This is a genomic window from Pseudomonas sp. BB438 (genome assembly GCF_057180225.1).
In genome coordinates this window covers 811,768-828,873 of record NZ_CM170001.1, presented here as the reverse complement: position 1 = coordinate 828,873, position 17,106 = coordinate 811,768, and the positions used below count along the sequence as shown (strand labels likewise).

Sequence of the window (17,106 nt, the reverse complement as noted above, 5' to 3'; positions counted from 1 at the left end):
TCCTGCAGCGGAAAGTCAGCGCTGACCTGCCAGATGCCGCCGGTAGATCAGTTCTCCCGCACCCGCTTGCTGCAGCAGTTGCGATAGCGCTTGCCGCTGTGGCACGGGCACGGCTTGTCGCCGCGGCCGCCCAGTTCCAGCCAGCTTTCCAGGCGCTGGCACATGGATTCGCGGACTTCCCGGCGCTCGTCGTCCAGCTGCGGTTTGCTCAGCTCGCGGCTGAGCCAGAGGTAATCATCCAGCAATTCGTCGCGCTCCAGGGCGTGCAACTGCTCGGCCAGGGGCACGCCTTCGTAGCGACGCTTCGGGTCAGGCAGGAAGGCGATGGCCTCGCCGTCCGGCAGCACGTTCCACAGGCGGCCCCGGGCATCGCGCCAGCAAGCGCCGAAACGCGCGCGCAGAGCCAGGCCCGGCCATTCTTCCAGGCACCAGCCATCCACCCGCTCGCCACCCAGGCCTTCCACCGCCTTGCCCACGGAGAACCAGGGTTCGCCCGCAATGCTGTCCGGCAAGGGAAGCGGCGCGGCGACTTCGGGCGTGCCGTTCTCCACCAGTCGACGGGCAAAGCGGCGCAGCGGATTGGTGAGGTGCGAAGGGGCGCGGAACGGCATGGGGTCACCAGCGGAAGAGGTCGGCGAAGGTCCGACCGGAGGGACGCGCCACGGTTCCCCGTGGCGCGAAAGGCGAGCATTCTAGGCCCGCCCGACGCGACGTCAACGCGGGACGATCAGTAGCTCCGCGTGGAGACCGGCTCCGCCACGCCACTCAGTTCGCGCAGCAGGTCGTCGAGCAGCGCGGACGCGCCGAACCGCAGGTGTTCCGGCATGACCCAGCCAGCGCCGAAACGTTCTTCCGCCAGTGTCAGATAGGCCTGCGCATCGGCCAGCGTACGCAGGCCCCCGGAGACTTTCAGTCCGACCTTGCCGCCCTCCTCCTCGATGGTGTCGAGCATCACTCGCACAGCCTCGGGCGTGGCGCTCACCGGCGTCTTGCCGGTGCTGGTCTTGAGGTAGTCGGCACCACCGGCAATGGCGTCGCGGCAAGCGGTGCGAATGAGTTCCGGCTCGGCCAGCTCGCCGGTTTCCAGGATCACCTTGAGCCGATGGTACGGCCCGCAGAGCGTCCTGCAGGTGCGTACCAGCTCCTCGGCACCGGTCGCCTGGCCAGCCTTGAGCTTGCGCCAGGGGTAGACCAGGTCGATCTCGTCGGCACCCTCGGCGAGCGTCTTGCGCACCTCCTCCACCACGTCGGCCAACGGCGCGTCGCCACTGGGGAAGTTGCACACACTGGCGACCCGCACATCGCGCCCGCCCAGGGTATTGAGCGTGCGCCGGGCAACATGCACCAGCTTCGGCCACACGCACACTGCCGCCACTTCGCCATAGGGCGTCAAGGCGCGGCGGCAGAGGTCGACGGTGCTTTGCAGGTCATCACCGGCGTTCAGCGAGGTCAGGTCCAGCAGGGCGAGCACCCGGCCCGCCGGGGTCTTGCGAGGATCGGTCATCGGCAACTGTCTCCATCGGCTTTCTTCATGCAGCCAGGACGACCACCATCTCCCTGGCGGCCGCCCCGTGCCCTGTCGCAGATCAGCGGAACGGCGGCTCGTCGAAACTGCGCAGCTTGCGCGAGTGCAGCGAGTTGAGCTGGGTGCGCAGCAGGTCGACGGCAGCGATGCCGATGGACAGATGCTGGCTCACCGCGCGCTGGTAGAAGGCCGTGGCGGCGCCAGGCAGCTTGATCTCGCTGTGCAGCGGTTTGTCCGACACGCACAGCAGCGTGCCGTAGGGCACCCGCAGGCGATAGCCCTGGGCGGCGATGGTGCCGCTTTCCATGTCCACCGCGATGGCCCGCGCCAGATTGATCAGCGGGCGTTCCTGGGCCCAGTGCAGCTCCCAGTTGCGGTCGTCGTAGGTGAGCACGGTGCCGGTGCGCAGGCGGCGCTTGAGCTGGTCGCCGCGCTCGCCGGTAACCACCGCGGCGGCTTCCTGCAGCGCCAGCTGCACCTCCGCCAGGGCCGGGATCGGGATATGCGGCGGCAGCACGCGGTCGAGAATGCCGTCACGGCGCATGTAGGCGTGGGCCAGCACATAGTCGCCGATGGTCTGCGACTGGCGCAGGCCGCCGCAGTGGCCGACCATCAGCCAGCAGTGCGGACGCAGCACGGCGAGGTGGTCGGTGATGTTCTTCGCGTTGGACGGACCGACGCCGATGTTCACCAGGGTCACGCCGTCGCCGTCCTCGGCGATCAGGTGGTAGGCCGGCATCTGGAAGCGGTGCCACTCGACGCTGGCGACGATGGCGTTGGCCTCGCCCTCGTCGGTGCCGCGCTCGATGACCACGTTGCCCGGCAGGACCATGCGCACGAAGCGCGGATCATCGCGCAGGCGCTCCAGGCCCAGGTGGATGAACTGGTCGACGTAACGGTGGTAGTTGGTCAGCAGGATCCACGGCTGCACGTGGCGCCAGTCGCTGCCGGTGTAATGCACCATGCGGCGCAGGGAGAAGTCGGTACGCGCGGCATCGAACAGCGCCAGCGGCATCGGGTCGGCGTTCTCCCACTCGTACAGGCCGTCCGCCACACCGTCGGAGGTCGCCGACAGATCGGTGCTGGGGAAGACCCGCGCCAGCTCGGCGGCGGTCACGCCCGAGCCACCCAGTTCATCGCCGCCTTCCACCACGTAGGGATAGGGAATGTTCTGCGCACTGACGCCGACTTCCACGCGCACGGTGAAGTCTTCCATCAGCGGGCGCAGCTGCTCCAGCAGGTATTTGCGGAAGGCCTTGGGTTGGGTGATGGTCACGGCGTAGGTGCCGGGTACCTGGACCTTGGCGTAGGCGCGGGTCGTGGAGGGCACTTCGCCCTGGCACAGGTAGGTCACCCGCAGCAGCGGGTAGCGGAATTGTTCGCGCTGCTGCGCGTCGGGGACTTCGCGGTCCTTCAGGTACCGCTTGAGCGCCTGGTTCAGGGCGCCGGTGGCACGCTCATGCAGCGCGGCCAGTTGATCGACAGCCTCTTCGGCGGTCTGGGCGACGACGAACTCGTCACCGGTCGAAAGCGTCATGGTGGGCATCCTGTCTGAACGATCAGATCCATCTTGCCTGCTTCCGTCATGGAAAGGGATGACAGATTCCGAACCGGCAAGACGAGCGGAAGGGTTTGAGAAAGCCTAAGACAGAATCCGCGTCCGTGAGTGCCGATGACAGACCTTGCGGCCCGTGACAGCCAGAGGGCGGGGCCAGGTAGCCCCGCCCCTGCGCCTCACACCAGGTGCGGCGTTGCCCGCGCCACCAGCGCCTCCACATCCACTCCGCGCGGCAGGGTGCCGTAGACGCGGCCGCCGTCGCCCAGGCGGCTGGCGATGAAGGCGTCGGAGACCACCGAATTGCCCGCCTCCAGCAGCAGCTTGGCCTGCAGGGCGATGGCGACGTTTTCGGTGAGCTGGCGCGCGCGGTACTGGATGTCGTTCGTGTCGGCGAAGGACGCCTTGAGGTTGCCGATGAACGAGGCCAGGCGCGCGTCGCCATGCCCGTCGCCCAGTTCGGTGAACAGCGCGTCGAGCACGCCCGGCTCCTTCGACAGGGCACGCAGCACGTCCAGGCACTGCACGTTGCCCGAGCCTTCCCAGGTGGAGTTGACCGGCGCCTCGCGGTACAGGCGCGGGAGGATGGTGTCCTCGACGTAGCCAGCGCCGCCCAGGCACTCGGCGGCCTCGTTGATCATCGCGGGGGCGCGCTTGCAGATCCAGTACTTGCCCACGGCGGTGACCAGGCGGGCGAACTTGTCTTCCTGCTCGTCGTGCAGGTGGTCGAGGGCACGGCCCATGCGCAGGGTCAGCGCCAGCGCGGCCTCGCTTTCCAGGGCGAGGTCGGCCAGCACGTTCTGCATCAGCGGCTGTTCGGCCAGCACGCGGCCGCCGACCTGACGGTAGGCGCAGTGATGCGCGGCCTGGGTCAGCGCCTGGCGCATCAGCGAGCTGGAGCCGACCATGCAGTCGAAGCGGGTCATGGCGACCATCTCGATGATGGTGGGTACGCCGCGGCCTTCCTCGCCGACCATCCAGGCCAACGCGCCGCGGTATTCCACTTCGCTGGAGGCGTTGGACCAGTTGCCCAGCTTGTTCTTCAGGCGCTGGATGTAGAACTCGTTGCGGCTGCCGTCCGGGCGATGGCGCGGCAGCAGGAAGCAGGTCAGGCCCTTGTCGGTGTAGGCCAGGGTGAGGAAGGCATCGCACATGGGCGCCGAGCAGAACCACTTGTGGCCGACCAGCTCGTACGCCTGGCCCGGACCGGGAATACCCACCGGGTAGGCGCGCGTGGTGTTGGCGCGCACGTCGGTGCCGCCCTGCTTTTCGGTCATGGCCATGCCGATGGTGGCGCCGGTCTTCTGTTCGATGGGCAGGTTGCGCGGATCGTATTTGGTGGAGAGGATCTTCGGCAGCCACGTCTCGGCGAGGTCCGGCTGCAGGCGCAGGGCCGGCACGCTGGCGAAGGTCATGGTCAGCGGGCAACCGGTGCCGGCCTCGGCCTGGCTGTGCAGGTAGCTCATCCCGGCGCGGGCGACATGGGCACCGGAACGCGGATCGGTCCAGGGCATGGACGGGATGCCGGCCTCGATGGCCGCCCGCATCAGCTCGTGGTAGGCCGGGTGGAACTCCACCAGGTCGACGCGGTGGCCGAAGCGGTCGTGGGACTTGAACACCGGTTTGTTCTCGTTGGCGAGGAAGCCCGCCGCCATCAGCGGCCCACCGGCCAGCGCGCCATAGGCATCGAGCTGCTGCTCGGCCCAGCCGCCGTCGTAGCGGCGCACCCATTCCTGCAGCGGCACGTCGACGCGATAGAGGTTGGCGCCATCCAGCGGCGGCACCTGGTTGGTCACTTCGTGGGTTTCGGCGTACTGGTGCGGGATCATGGCTGGTCCTCCTTAACAGGCGTGGGCGTTGCAGGCGTAGGCAGAACAGAGGTGGACGCGCCGACGGCGCGCAGGCAGAAGCTGGCGAGGGCGTCGCTGACGTCCTCCAGGGAAACGGCGGAATGACCGGCATCCCGCGCAGCGCGGGCCGGCGGCGAAAGCGGGCCGATCAGGGCTTCGGCGATGGCGCCGACCAGGCACGCGGCGGTCAGTTGCACCGGTTGCGGCTGGAACTCGCCGGCGGCGATGCCCTGCTCCAGCAGGGTGACGAACAGCGCGGCGTAGGCTTCGCGGTAGATCAGGCGCTGCTCGTCCACTTCCGGGTCGACCGGTTCGGCGATCAGGGCGAACGCCAGCTGACGGCTGCCCCAGGCACGGGCGGCAAACTGATGCAGGCCCCGGTTCAGGCGCTCGGCGGCGCTGCCGGAGGCTTTCAGCAGCGCGCCCAGCGTATCGACTTCGCGCTGGCTGGCACGAGCGAAGACCTCGGCGGCCAGTTCGCCCTTGCCGCTGAAGTGTCGGTAAAGACTGCCGGTGGCGATGCCGGCGTCGTCCGCCAGGCTCTGCATGGTCAGCGCGGCGAATCCACCGTCGACGACCCGCACCAATGCCAGCTTGAGGATGCGTTCGCGCAGCTCGCTGTCCCTTTGCAGCCGCGCTGGAGAGTGTCGATAAGCCATGATCTGAATCCGGGTTCACTGCATGAAAAGCAGTGAATCATGGTTCAGACTTTTACTGGAAGGGACATTCCCGCCACGGGCGGGGCGATTCTGGCCAAACCGCCACCGCCCATGCGGAGGGTTACCAGAGCGGCATCTGGTAGCTGACGATGACCCGCGTCTCGTCGATGTCATTGCCGAAGTCACTGCGGAAGGCGCCGTTGCGCACCTTGAAACCGAGGTTCTTCAGCGGGCCGGTCTGCACCACATAGCCGATATCGGTGTCGCGCTCCCACTCCTTGCCGCGCCCCTGGCCGTTCAACAGGTCGATGTGGTTGCCCTGCAGGTAGCGGGTCATGAACGTCAGGCCGGGCAGACCGAGGCCAGCGAAGTCGTAGTCGTAACGCACCTGCCAGGAGCGCTCGTCCTTGTTGGCGAAGTCGCCGATCTGCACGAAGTTGGTCAGGTACGGGTCGGTGCCGCTGAGGTAGGCGAAACCGGTGTCGCCGGACATGCGCTGGTAGCCGACACCGATGCCGCTGCCACCGATGCGGTAGGTGAAGAGTGCGTTGAGCGCGCGGTTGTCGACATTGCTGCCACCGTCATCAGTGGAGCGCGCCCAGCGGATATCCGACTTGAGCGACTGGCCCTCGGCGATCGGCAAGGTGTGCACCAGGCCGAGGTAGTGCTGGCGGTAGAAGTTCTCCAGGCCGCCATAGTGGTAGCTGGTGCTGAGGTTGTCGGTCCAGCGGTAGGTGCCGCCGGCGAGGTTGAAGCGGTCGCTGCTGCTGTGGCTGCCGAGCACGATGTTGCGCTTGTTGCCGCGGGTCATCGACAGGTCTTCATCGTCCGTCGAGTCGCGCTGCTTCACCTGGCGCAACTGGCCAAGCTGGACGGCAAGGCCGTCGATCTCGTTGATCTCGGCGAGGCCGCCCTGGAAGGTCTGCGGGTGCAGGCGGGTGTCGTTGTACTGCACCACCGGCATCTTCGGCAGGAGCGTGCCGACCTTCAGGGTGCTCTTCGACGCGCGCAGCTTGGCGGTCACGCCCAGGTCGCTGTAGTCGTCGGCGGCACGCTTGTCGCTGGCCGAGTACGGCAGCAGGCCGGAGCCGGTGCGATCCGGGCTGGAGTCCAGCTTGATCCCCAGCAGGCCGAGCGCGTCGACGCCCACGCCAACCGTTCCCTCGGTGTAGCCCGACTCGAAGCGCAGCAGGAAACCCTGCGCCCACTCCTCGGATTTCGACTGCGCGGCACCGCTCTGGCGGTAGTCGCGGTTGAAATAGAAATTGCGCAGTTCCAGGTTGGCCTTGCTGTCCGCGATGAAGTCCGCGTGGGCGAACAGGGGCAGGCAGGCGAAGCTCGACACGAGCGCCCGTACGGGAAGATTTTTCATTGTTGTTGTCTCTTCGTCAGGTGAGGTGAAGGCGGCGGCGCTGCTTCATGAAAGTCCGTGCAGGCCCATTCCCTCTCCCTAACCCTCTCCCTGAAGGGAGAGGGGACCGTTCGGTGCAGGTTGAAACCTTGGCGTCAGCCGGCACGGACAGCTCCCTCTCCCTTCAGGGAGAGGGCGGGGGGAGAGGGAAAGCCCAGGCACAGGCGTCCGGAAGAAACGCTTGCTCCCAAGCCGCCAGATTGAAAATCACTGGATGAGCAGCCCCTCCAGTCGCTGGCGGATCAGCTGTCGGGCCTGCTCGACGATGTCGCGCAGCAACTCCTCGCAGCTGGGTTCGTCATCGATCAGGCCCTGGACCATGCCCGCCGACCAGATTCCCAGGTCGGTGTCACCCTGCTCGTAGACGGTGCGCCCGCGCAGGCCGCTGACCAGCGTGGCGATGTCGGCATAGGTGGCGTTGCCGCGTGCCTCGATGGCCAGTACTTCCTGGCTGATGGCGTTGCGCGCGACCCGTGCACTGTTGCGCAGCGAACGCATGATCACATCCGTGGAGCGCTCGTCCGCGGTGCGGATGGCCGCCTTGACCTGCGGGTGGATCGGGCACTCGCGGGTGCTGAGGAACCGCGTGCCCATGTTGATCGCGTCAGCCCCCAGCGCCAGCGCCGCCACCAGTCCGCGGCCGTCGGCGAAACCACCGGAGGCGATGATCGGCACGCGCAGCCGGTTGGCCGCCGCCGGCAGCAGGACCAGACCGGGGATGTCGTCCTCCCCCGGATGGCCGGCGCACTCGAAGCCGTCGATGGATACCGCATCGACACCCAGTTGCTCGGCCTTGAGCGCATGGCGCACGGCGGTGCATTTGTGGATCACCCTGATGCCGTGCTGGCGGAACTCGGCGATGTGCTCGCCGGGGTTGTTGCCCGCGGTCTCCACCACGCGGATGCCGCCCTCGATGATCGCCGCGCGGTATTCCGCGTAAGGGATCGGCTTCTGCGTCGGCAGCAGCGTGAGGTTCACGCCGAAAGGCTGGTCGGTGAGTTCGCGGCAACGTGCGATCTCGTCGGCCAGCGCCTGCGGGGTCGGCTGGGTCAGCGCCGAGAGCGTCGCCAGCCCGCCGGCGTTGGCCACTGCCGCGGCCATCTCGGCACGCCCCACCCACTGCATGCCGCCCTGCATGATGGGGTGCCGCACGCCGAAGGTTTCGGTGAATCGGGTCTTGAACATGCGCCTGTCCTCAGAAGGGTCAGATCGGGTCCCAGGAGAACACGTCCGGGCTGCGCGCCAGGTCCATGAAGCTGCCGCGCAGCGCGGGCATGCCGTGCTCGGCGATGCTCTGCGGGGTCCAGCCATTGTCGCTGTGCACGCTGCGCAGCGGGCGGCTCTGGCTCATCAGGAAGAGTTCGTGGTTGCGCGCGGCGAACACCTGGCCGTTGACCGCACTGGCGGCGTCGGAGGCGAGGTACACGGCCAGCGGCGCGTTCTTGTCGGGCGTCATGCGCTGCAGGTTTTCCACCCGCGCCTTCTGCTCCGGCGTCTCGGCCGGGATGGAGTCGGTCATGCGGCTCCAGGCGAAGGGCGCGATGCAGTTGGAGCGCACGTTGTAGCGCTGCATGTCGAGGGCGATGGACTTGCTCAGCGCGACGATGCCCAGCTTGGCCGCCGAGTAGTTGGCCTGGCCGAAGTTGCCGATCAGCCCCGAGGTGCTGGTCATGTGCACGAAGGCGCCGCTGTTCTGCGCGCGGAAGTGCTCGGCAGCGGCGCGGCTGACGAAGAAACTGCCATTGAGGTGCACGTTGATCACCGACAGCCAGTCCTCGGCGCTCATCTTGTGGAAGATGGTGTCGCGCAGGATGCCGGCGTTGTTCACCACGATGTCGACGCGGCCGAAGGCATCGATGGCGCTGGAGACGATGCGCCGGGCGCTGTCCCAGTCCGACACGCTGTCGGTGTTGATCGCGCCGTCGCCACCGCGCTGGCGGATCAGCCCGAGGGTTTCTTCGGCCGGGGAAGCCGAGCCGCCCTCGCCCTGCAGGGACACGCCGATGTCGTTGATCAGCACCCGCGCGCCGCTGTCGGCCAGGGCCAGGGCGATCTCGCGGCCAATGCCGCCGCCGGCGCCAGTGACGATCGCTACCTTGCCTTCGTTGAGTCGTTGGGTCATCGCTAATTCCTTACTGTTCGTTCAATCAGAAAGTTGGTTACGCGCGCGATCAGCTCGGCAGGCCGAGCAAGGCCTTGGCCAGGATGTTGCGCTGGATCTCGTTGGTGCCGCCGTAGATGGTGGTCGGCCGCGACTGGATGAAAATGCCGGCCGGGTGCAACTCGGCATCGTCGGCAAACGGGTTGAGCAGGGCCGAATCGAGGCCTGCGATCTCCAGCCCCAGCTCGCTGATGCGCTGGTACAGCTCGGACTGGTGGATCTTCAGCAGGGAAACGTCCGGGCCCAGTTCCTCGCCGCGCCGCAGGCGTTCGGCGAAGCACTCGTAGAGCGCCTTGTGGCAGTCCAGGTCCATGCTCAGCGCGGCGAAACGCTGGGCGAACACCGGGTCGTCCCAGAGGCCCTGGTGACGAGCCAGGCGCACCAGGCGTTCGAGGGCAAACGTGGCCTGCTTGGGCGAGCCGAGGAAGATGCGTTCGAAGCCCAGCAGCGCCTTGGCCATGCCCCAGCCGTGGTTGACCGCGCCGACGAGGTTCTCCTCCGGCACACGCACGTCGTTGAAGAACACCTCGCAGAACTCGCCCTGCAGTTCCAGGTTGAGGATCGGCCGCACCTCGACGCCGGGGCTGTCCATCGGCACCAGCAGGAAGCTGATGCCCTGCTGCGCCTTGGCGCTACGCTCGGTGCGCGCCAGCACGAAGATCCAGTTGGCCTCGGTGCCCATGGTGGTCCAGGTTTTCTGGCCATTGATGACCCACTCGCCGTCACGCAGTACCGCCTCGGTGCGCAAGCTGGCGAGATCGGAGCCGGCGTTGGGCTCGCTGTAGCCCTGGCACCAGATGTCCTCGCCGCTCAAGATGCGCGGCAGGAAGCGCTCGCGCTGGGCATCGGTGCCGTAGCGGATCAGCAGCGGGCCGAGCATGGTGATGCCGCTGTCGGGCAGGCGCGCGCAGCCGTAGTTTTCCATCTCCTCGATCATGATCAGTTGCTTGCCGGCGGCGAGTCCCATGCCGCCGAACTGCACCGGCCAGCCGGGGCACAGCCACCCCTGCTTCGACAGTGCCTGGTACCACTCCCAGGTGTCGTCGCGACCCAGGCGGTGCGCCGGGTTGCGGATGCGCTGCGGGTAGTTGGCGGCAAGCCAGTCGCGCACCAGCCGGCGGAATTCGTCATCGCCCAGGGCGTTGTAATCGGTCATGTCACTGCTCTCTTGATTACTGGCCCCGGAAATTCGGGGAACGTTTTTCGAGGAAAGCCGCCTTGCCTTCGGCGTGGTCGGCGCTGAGGAACAGCTGGCTCTGGAAATCGCCCTCGCGCTCGAGCAGCAGTTCCAGGCCGTCGGCGAGCAGGGCCTTGGTCAGCGCCAGCGGTAGCGGTGCCTGCTGCTCGACCTTCGCGGCCAGCGCCAGCGCCGCATCCAGCGCAGCCCCCGGCGCGCAGAGCTGATCGACCAGGCCGATGCGCAGCGCTTCCTCGGCGTCGATGACCTGGCCGAACATCAGCACCTGCCGCGCGCGACCGATGCCGATGCGCGCCGGCAGGGTATGCAGTTGGCCCAGGTCAGCAATCAATCCAACCTTGCCGAAGCCGGCAGCAAAGCGCGCCGTGCCGCCGCACACCAGGCTGTCGCAGGCCAGCGCCACCGACAGCCCGGCGCCCACCGCCCAGCCTTCGATGGCGGCGATGATCGGCTTGCCCATGCGCAGCATCTGGCGGATCAGGTCGGCGTTCTTCTGCATGCGCACACGGCCGGCGTTGAGGTCGGTGACGTGCATGTCGCTAAGGTCGCCACCGGCGCTGAAGACTTCCGGCGAACCGGTGAGGACCACGCTGCGCACGGCGGGATCGACGTCCGCATCACGCAGCGCCTCGAGCAGCTCGGCACGCAGTGCAGGGGACAGCGCGTTGCGCCGCGCCGGATTGTTGAAGCGCAGGAGCCGCACCGAACCGTGGGTTTCCTGCAGCAGCATCTCGCTCATCACGCCACCTCCGCATGCGGCAGGGCGATGTAGCGCGCCCGGTGGAAGGCCAGCGAACCCTGGCTGTTCAGCAGCACCATGGCGCGGCGCAGGAACAGCCCGATGTCGGCCTCGTCGGTGTAGCCGATGCCGCCGTGCAGCTGGATCGCCTGGCGGGTGACCAGCATGGCCGCTTCGGCGGCACGCACCTTGGCGGTGGACACCAGGCGCTGCACCTGCGCGGTCGGTGCGCCGTCGTCCAGCGCGGTGGCCGCTTCGCCGACGATGGCGCGGGCCAGTTCGATCTGCAGCTTCAAGTCGACCATGCGGTGCTGCAGCGACTGGAAGCTGCCGATCTCGCGGCCGAACTGGCGGCGCACGCCGAGGTAGTCGCGGGTTTGTTCGAAGGCCGCGTCCATCAGCCCGACCAGATAGGCGGCGCAGGCCAGGGCGGATTCGTCGAGGGCGGCGGGCCCGGCGTCGACAAGCTGCGCGGGCGTGCCGTCGAAGCGCAGGCGCGCCAGATGGCCACCATCCTGGGTTGGTTCCTGATGAACGCTCACGCCTTCGGCGTTGCGCTGCACCAGGGCGAGGCCGGCATTGCAGGCCACCAGCCAGACATCCGCCGCGGCGCCCAGCGCCACATGGGCGATCTCGCCGCGCAACTGGCCGTCATGCAGCACCGGCAAGGCGGCGCCGGCTTCGTAGCCGATGCCGGCGGGCAGGATCAGCCGCTCGCCGGCCAGCAGCGCATCGCGCTCGTCCGCCGGCAGCAAGGGAGCGACCAGGCTCGCCTCGATCAGCGGTTCGGGCAGCAGACCGCGTCCGAGCTCTTCCAGCAGCGCGGTGTACTCGCTCATGCCCAGGCCGCTGCCGCCCAGCTCTTCGGCCAGGCGCAGGCCCGGCCAGCCCATGGCGCAGATGTCGGCCCAGGCGTCGCGGTCGAGGCCCTGCGGCTGGAAGCGCAGGCGGCGCACCCGTCCCAGGTCGCCGCCACGCGGCACCAGGGAGGCGGCACTGTCACGGATCATCCGCAGGCGCTCTTCGCGTTCCTCGGCCATCGCGGTGTGGTCGGTCATTTCATCATTCCCGTGTCGGTTGAACAGCTCCGGCCGCCGCGGGCCGGTACTTGAAACTGCCGGAAGCGCTGGCGATCAGCTCGCCGGCCTCGTCGAAGATGTCCGCCGCGCAGAAGCACAGCGTGCGGGTCCGGCGCAGCACCCGGCCGACCGCATTGATCTCCCCGCTGGTGCTGCCCATGAAGTGGGTCGCCATGTCGATGGTCACCATCGAGCAACCCGGCAACTGCGCGCGAATCGCCCCGGCCATGGCGGCATCGAGCACGCTCATCAGCACGCCGCCGTGGAAGCTGCCGATGTAGTTCATCAGCTCCGCGCGGTGGCGCAGGCGCACCCGCACCACGTCGCCATCGATCCAGCGCTCCAGGCCCAGAAATTCCTGGAAGGTGAAGCGGCCGCTGGGGAACATCTCCAGCCCACTCTCAACAGATGCAGCGGCGGGGGTGGCAGTGAGATCGGTCATCGGACGCTTTCCTCCGTGGCAGGCTGACCCACCGGGCGAGCCACAGCTTGTGCCGCCGGGCGCACAGGCGCTGTGGAGGCGGCAGCGGGATGCGGGCTGCGGGCCTCGCGGTTCGGGTCATACAGGCGATTGGGGATGAACAGCGCGGGAACCAGGCCGGTGATGACGTAGGTGATGCCCATCACCAGGAAGCCCGCGCCGATGGACACATGCGAGGCCAGCAGGCCGATGGCCGCCGGAGCCACCGCCGCGCCGATGCGGCCGAGGTTGTAGGCAGTCCCCACGGCGGCACCGCGCACCTGGGTGGAGAAGCTCTCGGTCATGTAGGTGGCCAACACGCCCACCGGTACGCCGTAGATGAAGCCGAACAGCGCGAGGATCCAGACGATGTTGTCCGGCGTATGCCAGAACACGATCACCGGCATGAAGATGGCGGTGCCGATGGCGCCGGCGGCGAAGGTGGCGCGACGGCCGAAGCGGTCCGAGGCGATCCCGGCGAGCACCTTGCCGAGAATCATCGCGGTGTAGGTGCCGACCATGTAGCCGGTCATGGACTTGAAGTTCATGCCCAGCTCGCTTTCCAGATACGAGGGCATCCAGTTGTTGGTGCCGTAGTAGCCGAACAGCAGGAAGCATGAGGTGATGCTCCAGAGCAGGAACATGCGTCGCGTCGATGGATCGACCAGCAACTGGCGCATGCCGCCGCTGGGCGCGCTCTGTCGGCGGTTACCGGCAGCCTGCTGCAGCCGTTGCGCACGAGCCGCCAGCCAGGACGGCGACTCCGGCACCCAGGGGCGCAGCGCCAGGCAGATCAGCGCCGCGCCGATGGCGGTGAAGAACAGCGCACGCCAGCCGTAGTCCGGGATGATCTGCCCGGCGAGCACGGTCGCCACGAGGTAGCCCACGGTCCAGCCAGCCTGCATGGTCGCCAGGATGGTGGTGCGGTACTTGGCGGTGACGAACTCGGACATCAGGATGTTGCAGGCGACGAACAGCGAGCCCAGGCCCAGCGAGGAGACGAAGCGGATCAGCGCGAAGGCCCAGTAGTTGTGGGCCATCCCCAGCAGCGCGGTGCCCAGAGAGAACACCAGGATGGTCCAGGTCACCACGCGCACCCGGCCGAATCGGTCGCACGCCCAGCCACCGTAGATGCCGCCGATGGCCATGCCGGCCAGGGTGATGCTGCCGAGCGAACCCGCCTCGAAGTTGGACAGGCCGAACTCGGCCTTGAGGCTGTTCAGGCTGTAGGCGAGGAACATCAGGTCCGCGCCATCGGCGAGCAGACCCAGGAAGCAGAAGAGGAAGGCGATCACCAGGGTCCGCCGCGGTATCGCGGAGCCCTGGGCCAAGCTGTCGGATGCGTTCATTGTTGTTGTTCTCGCAGGTGGGTTGAGGTCGTCTTCGCGCTAGGCCATCCCGGTTCGTTCTCCACTGTCCGGGGTGAGGCGCACGCGGCCGTTGTCCAGCACCACCACGTCGCGCTCGACGACGCGGGTGCGGAAGGAACCGTCATTCCAGATTTCGGTACGCAGGGTTTCGCCGGGGAACACCGGCGCGGAGAAGCGCACCTGCAGATGGGCGAAGCGTTCCGCGCGGTAGTCGGCGACGCCGCGCAGCAGCGCATGGAAGGCCACGCCAAGGGTGCACAGGCCATGCAGGATCGGCCTGGGGAAACCTCCGCGCGCCGCTGCCACCGGGCTGGCGTGGATCGGGTTGTCGTCGCCATTCAGGCGGTAGTGCAGCGCCTGTTCGGGGCGGGTCGGCAGGTCGATGACCAGGTCCGGCGCCTGTTCAGGCAGACGGTGTGGCTGGCTCAACGACTGGCTGTCGCCGCCGAAACCACCGTCTCCGCGGAGGAAGGTGGTGCCACGGGCAATCGCCAGCACTTCGCCGCTCTGCGCGTCGCTGACAACCTTCTCGCTGTAGAGCAGTGCCCCCTTGCCGGCGCCCTTGTCGACCAGGCCGGTGACGCGGGTGCGGCCGATCACTTCCCCCTCCACCGGCAGCGGCCGCAGCCACTCGATGCTCTGCTCGCCGTGGACCAGGCGCAGGGCGTCGACGCCGGTATCCGGGTTGCCCAGCCAGAAGCCCGGATGGCCGAGGACGACAGCCATGCAGGGCAGCGCCTGAAGGTCACGGTTGGCATCGACGAAGGTCAGCTGGTGCTCGTCCATCGGGTCCGCACCGAGGCCCACCGACAGCGCATAGAAGGCGCTGTCGCGGCGACTGAAACGCTGCCGCACTTCCGGGATCGGGTAGTTCAGCAGGTGCTCAGGATTCAGCGCCATGGGCCACCTCCTCCACGTCCAGCACCGCGTCGGCGGCCCAGGCGCCCTGCCCTTCAGGCATGGCGAAGACCGGGTTGAGGTCCACCGAGCGCAGGCGCGGGCCAGCCTCGGCGGCGAACTGCGAGAGCTGCGCCAGCACCCGCGACAGCGCCTTGATATCAGTCACCGGGCGACCGCGAGCACCCAGCAGCAGCGGTGCGCCCTTGATGCTGCGGATCATCTGCTCGGCCTCGTCGACGCCGAACGGGCAGCGGCGGAACACCACGTCCTTGAGTACCTCGACGAAGATGCCGCCGAGCCCGAACAGCGCTACCGGACCGAATTGCGGGTCGCGCTGGATGCCCATGAAGCATTCCACGCCGCCCTGCAGTTGACGCGCCACCAGCACGCCATCGAGGCGAGCGTTCGGCGCGTGCTCGGCGGCGCGTTGCAGCAACAGGTCGTAGCCCTCGCGCACGGCCTGGCCACTGTTCACGTTGAGCAGCACGCCGCCGATTTCCGACTTGTGCAGGATGTCCGCCGAGGCGATCTTCAGCACCACCGGGAAGCCGATCTGCTCGGCGAACGCGGCGGCTTCCGCCGCGCTTTTCAGCACCCGCTCGGGCGCCGATTCGATGCCGGCGCGCGCCAGCAGCTGCTTGGCTTCGGCCTCACCGGGCGTGCTGGCCGGCAGCTCGACACCCCCAGGCGCGGGAATCCTGCGCAGCGGCCGGGCGAAGGCCTCGCCCAACTGACCCATGGCCTGGATGGCGCGCACCGCGCGGGTCGGGTCCTCGAACAGGGCGAAACCGGCCTTCTGGTAAGGCGCCAGCTCCTCGCCCTCGCCCATCACCGAGACCACGAACAGGCGGTCCGGGTGATCGCCCTTGATCCGCGCGAACTGCTCGGCCAGGCGCGGGCCGATGGAGGCGGCGGTGCCGGCCTGGGTGAAAAAGGCGATCAGCGAGCGGTAGCCGCCATCGACCACCATGGATTCGGTGAAGTCGTGGACCAGGCTCAGGTCATTGAGCGCCTGGGCGGTGCAGTCCACCGGGTTGAGCGGCGACGCGTAGTGCAGGCGCTGCTTCAGGCGCGCCTGGGCATCTTCGGGCATCGGCGGCATGGGCAGGCCGACGTCCTCGGCGGCGTCGCTGACGATGATGCCGGCGCCGCCGCTGACAGTGATCATCCCCAGGCTGTTGTTCACCGGGTAGATGCGCTGGGTGGCGAGGTAGGCGATGTCCACCAGTTCCTCGGTGGTGCGCGCGCGAACCACCGCGTAGTCGGCCAGCACCGCGTCGAGCACCTTGTCGTCGCCGGCCAGGGAGGCGGTGTGGGACATGGCCGCGCGGCCGCCCAGTTCGCTGCGCCCGACCTTGTGCAGGATCACCGGCTTGCCGGCGCGGTGGGCTGCTTCGAGGGCGGCGAGGAAGCTGTCGACGTTGCGGATGGATTCGGCGTAGGCCATCACCACGTCGATCTCCGGCGACTCCACCAGCCAGCCGATGGCGTCGCCCAGGGTGACGTCGGCTTCGTTGCCGGTGGCGACGCAGATCGGCGTACCCAGCCCGCGCTGCCGCGACAGGCCCAGCAGGTGCGCGCCGTAGGCGCCGGACTGGGTGGCGATGCCGACCCGCCCGGCCAGCGGGATGCCGCGTTCCAGGCTGGTGGAGAAGAAGGCGTAGTAGCCCAGGTTGGCGTTGAACACGCCCAGCGCGTTCGGCCCCAACAGGCGCATGTTCTCCGCACGGGCGGCGTCGACGATGGCGTCCTGCATGGCCACGCCCTCCTCGCCGACTTCGCTGAAGCCGGAGGAGAACACGATGGCGCTGCGCGCGCCCTTGCGACCCAGCGCCTGGACAGTTTCCAGCACCTGCGGCGCGGGCACTGCGATGATCGCCACGTCCGGCGCTTCAGGCAGCGCGTCGACGCTGGCGTAGGCCGGCAGGCCCTGGATCTCGGTGCGGTTGGGGTTCACCGGCAGGATGCGCCCGGTGAAACCGTTGCGCAGCATGTAGGCGATGGGACGGCCGCCAATGCGGTGCGGGTCACTGGAAGCGCCGACCACGGCTACCGAGCGCGGCTGCACCAAAGGGGTAAGGCTGGAGAAACCGGTGTGTTGCACGTGACTCACGGACATGACGTTCCACCTGAACAAGTAGCGGGTGCCGGCGGTTTGTATGCCGGCGCGAGGGCGAGTGCATCCACGGCGGGCCGTCT

At 68.0% G+C, this 17,106-nt stretch carries 15 protein-coding genes; all 15 read right to left on the bottom strand.

The features are described 5' to 3' along the window. Window positions 1–47: 47 nt before the first annotated feature. Entirely contained in the window at window positions 48–611 is a 564-nt protein-coding gene (locus tag AC1ZV1_RS04025; RefSeq protein ID WP_484295606.1) for a hypothetical protein, read from the bottom strand. 116 nt (window positions 612–727) lie between these two features. Beyond that, window positions 728–1,504, bottom strand: a complete 777-nt coding sequence (gene deoC / locus AC1ZV1_RS04020) for a deoxyribose-phosphate aldolase (protein ID WP_484295605.1) — start codon at window positions 1,502–1,504, stop codon at window positions 728–730. An 82-nt stretch (window positions 1,505–1,586) separates the two neighbouring features. Beyond that, complete coding sequence (gene amn, locus AC1ZV1_RS04015; protein WP_484295604.1) at window positions 1,587–3,071, bottom strand: AMP nucleosidase; 1,485 nt, start codon at window positions 3,069–3,071, stop codon at window positions 1,587–1,589. A gap of 188 nt (window positions 3,072–3,259) precedes the next feature. After that, a complete protein-coding gene (locus AC1ZV1_RS04010) occupies window positions 3,260–4,909 on the bottom strand; it encodes an acyl-CoA dehydrogenase family protein (RefSeq protein ID WP_484295603.1) in 1,650 nt (549 codons plus the stop codon). Continuing rightward, a complete protein-coding gene (locus tag AC1ZV1_RS04005) occupies window positions 4,906–5,589 on the bottom strand; it encodes a TetR family transcriptional regulator (RefSeq protein ID WP_484295602.1) in 684 nt (227 codons plus the stop codon). Before AC1ZV1_RS04005 ends, AC1ZV1_RS04010 begins: the two co-directional genes overlap by 4 nt. A gap of 121 nt (window positions 5,590–5,710) precedes the next feature. Then, window positions 5,711–6,961: an OprD family porin gene (locus tag AC1ZV1_RS04000; RefSeq protein ID WP_484295601.1), complete on the bottom strand. Its 1,251-nt coding sequence runs from the start codon at window positions 6,959–6,961 to the stop codon at window positions 5,711–5,713. Window positions 6,962–7,207: 246 nt separating this feature from the next. After that, a complete protein-coding gene (locus tag AC1ZV1_RS03995) occupies window positions 7,208–8,185 on the bottom strand; it encodes an NADH:ubiquinone reductase (RefSeq protein WP_484295600.1) in 978 nt (325 codons plus the stop codon). Between the two features lie 19 nt (window positions 8,186–8,204). Next, window positions 8,205–9,122 carry an SDR family NAD(P)-dependent oxidoreductase gene (locus AC1ZV1_RS03990; protein WP_484295599.1) on the bottom strand — a complete coding sequence of 306 codons (918 nt, stop codon included), beginning with the start codon at window positions 9,120–9,122 and terminating at the stop codon, window positions 8,205–8,207. A 49-nt stretch (window positions 9,123–9,171) separates the two neighbouring features. Next, window positions 9,172–10,317: an acyl-CoA dehydrogenase family protein gene (locus tag AC1ZV1_RS03985; RefSeq protein WP_484295598.1), complete on the bottom strand. Its 1,146-nt coding sequence runs from the start codon at window positions 10,315–10,317 to the stop codon at window positions 9,172–9,174. Between the two features lie 16 nt (window positions 10,318–10,333). Then, entirely contained in the window at window positions 10,334–11,089 is a 756-nt protein-coding gene (locus tag AC1ZV1_RS03980) for an enoyl-CoA hydratase/isomerase family protein (protein WP_484297499.1), read from the bottom strand. An 8-nt stretch (window positions 11,090–11,097) separates the two neighbouring features. After that, entirely contained in the window at window positions 11,098–12,156 is a 1,059-nt protein-coding gene (locus AC1ZV1_RS03975) for an acyl-CoA dehydrogenase family protein (RefSeq protein WP_484295597.1), read from the bottom strand. Window positions 12,157–12,160: 4 nt separating this feature from the next. Next, entirely contained in the window at window positions 12,161–12,565 is a 405-nt protein-coding gene (locus AC1ZV1_RS03970; RefSeq protein ID WP_484297498.1) for a PaaI family thioesterase, read from the bottom strand. A gap of 50 nt (window positions 12,566–12,615) precedes the next feature. Next, window positions 12,616–13,986 (bottom strand): MFS transporter, encoded by a 1,371-nt coding sequence (locus AC1ZV1_RS03965; RefSeq protein ID WP_484295596.1) that lies wholly within the window; start codon window positions 13,984–13,986, stop codon window positions 12,616–12,618. Between the two features lie 39 nt (window positions 13,987–14,025). Continuing rightward, window positions 14,026–14,907 (bottom strand): MaoC/PaaZ C-terminal domain-containing protein, encoded by an 882-nt coding sequence (locus AC1ZV1_RS03960; RefSeq protein ID WP_484295595.1) that lies wholly within the window; start codon window positions 14,905–14,907, stop codon window positions 14,026–14,028. Beyond that, window positions 14,891–17,026 carry an acetate--CoA ligase family protein gene (locus AC1ZV1_RS03955; RefSeq protein ID WP_484295594.1) on the bottom strand — a complete coding sequence of 712 codons (2,136 nt, stop codon included), beginning with the start codon at window positions 17,024–17,026 and terminating at the stop codon, window positions 14,891–14,893. The genes AC1ZV1_RS03960 and AC1ZV1_RS03955 overlap by 17 nt, the downstream gene beginning before the upstream one ends. Window positions 17,027–17,106 lie beyond the last annotated feature (80 nt).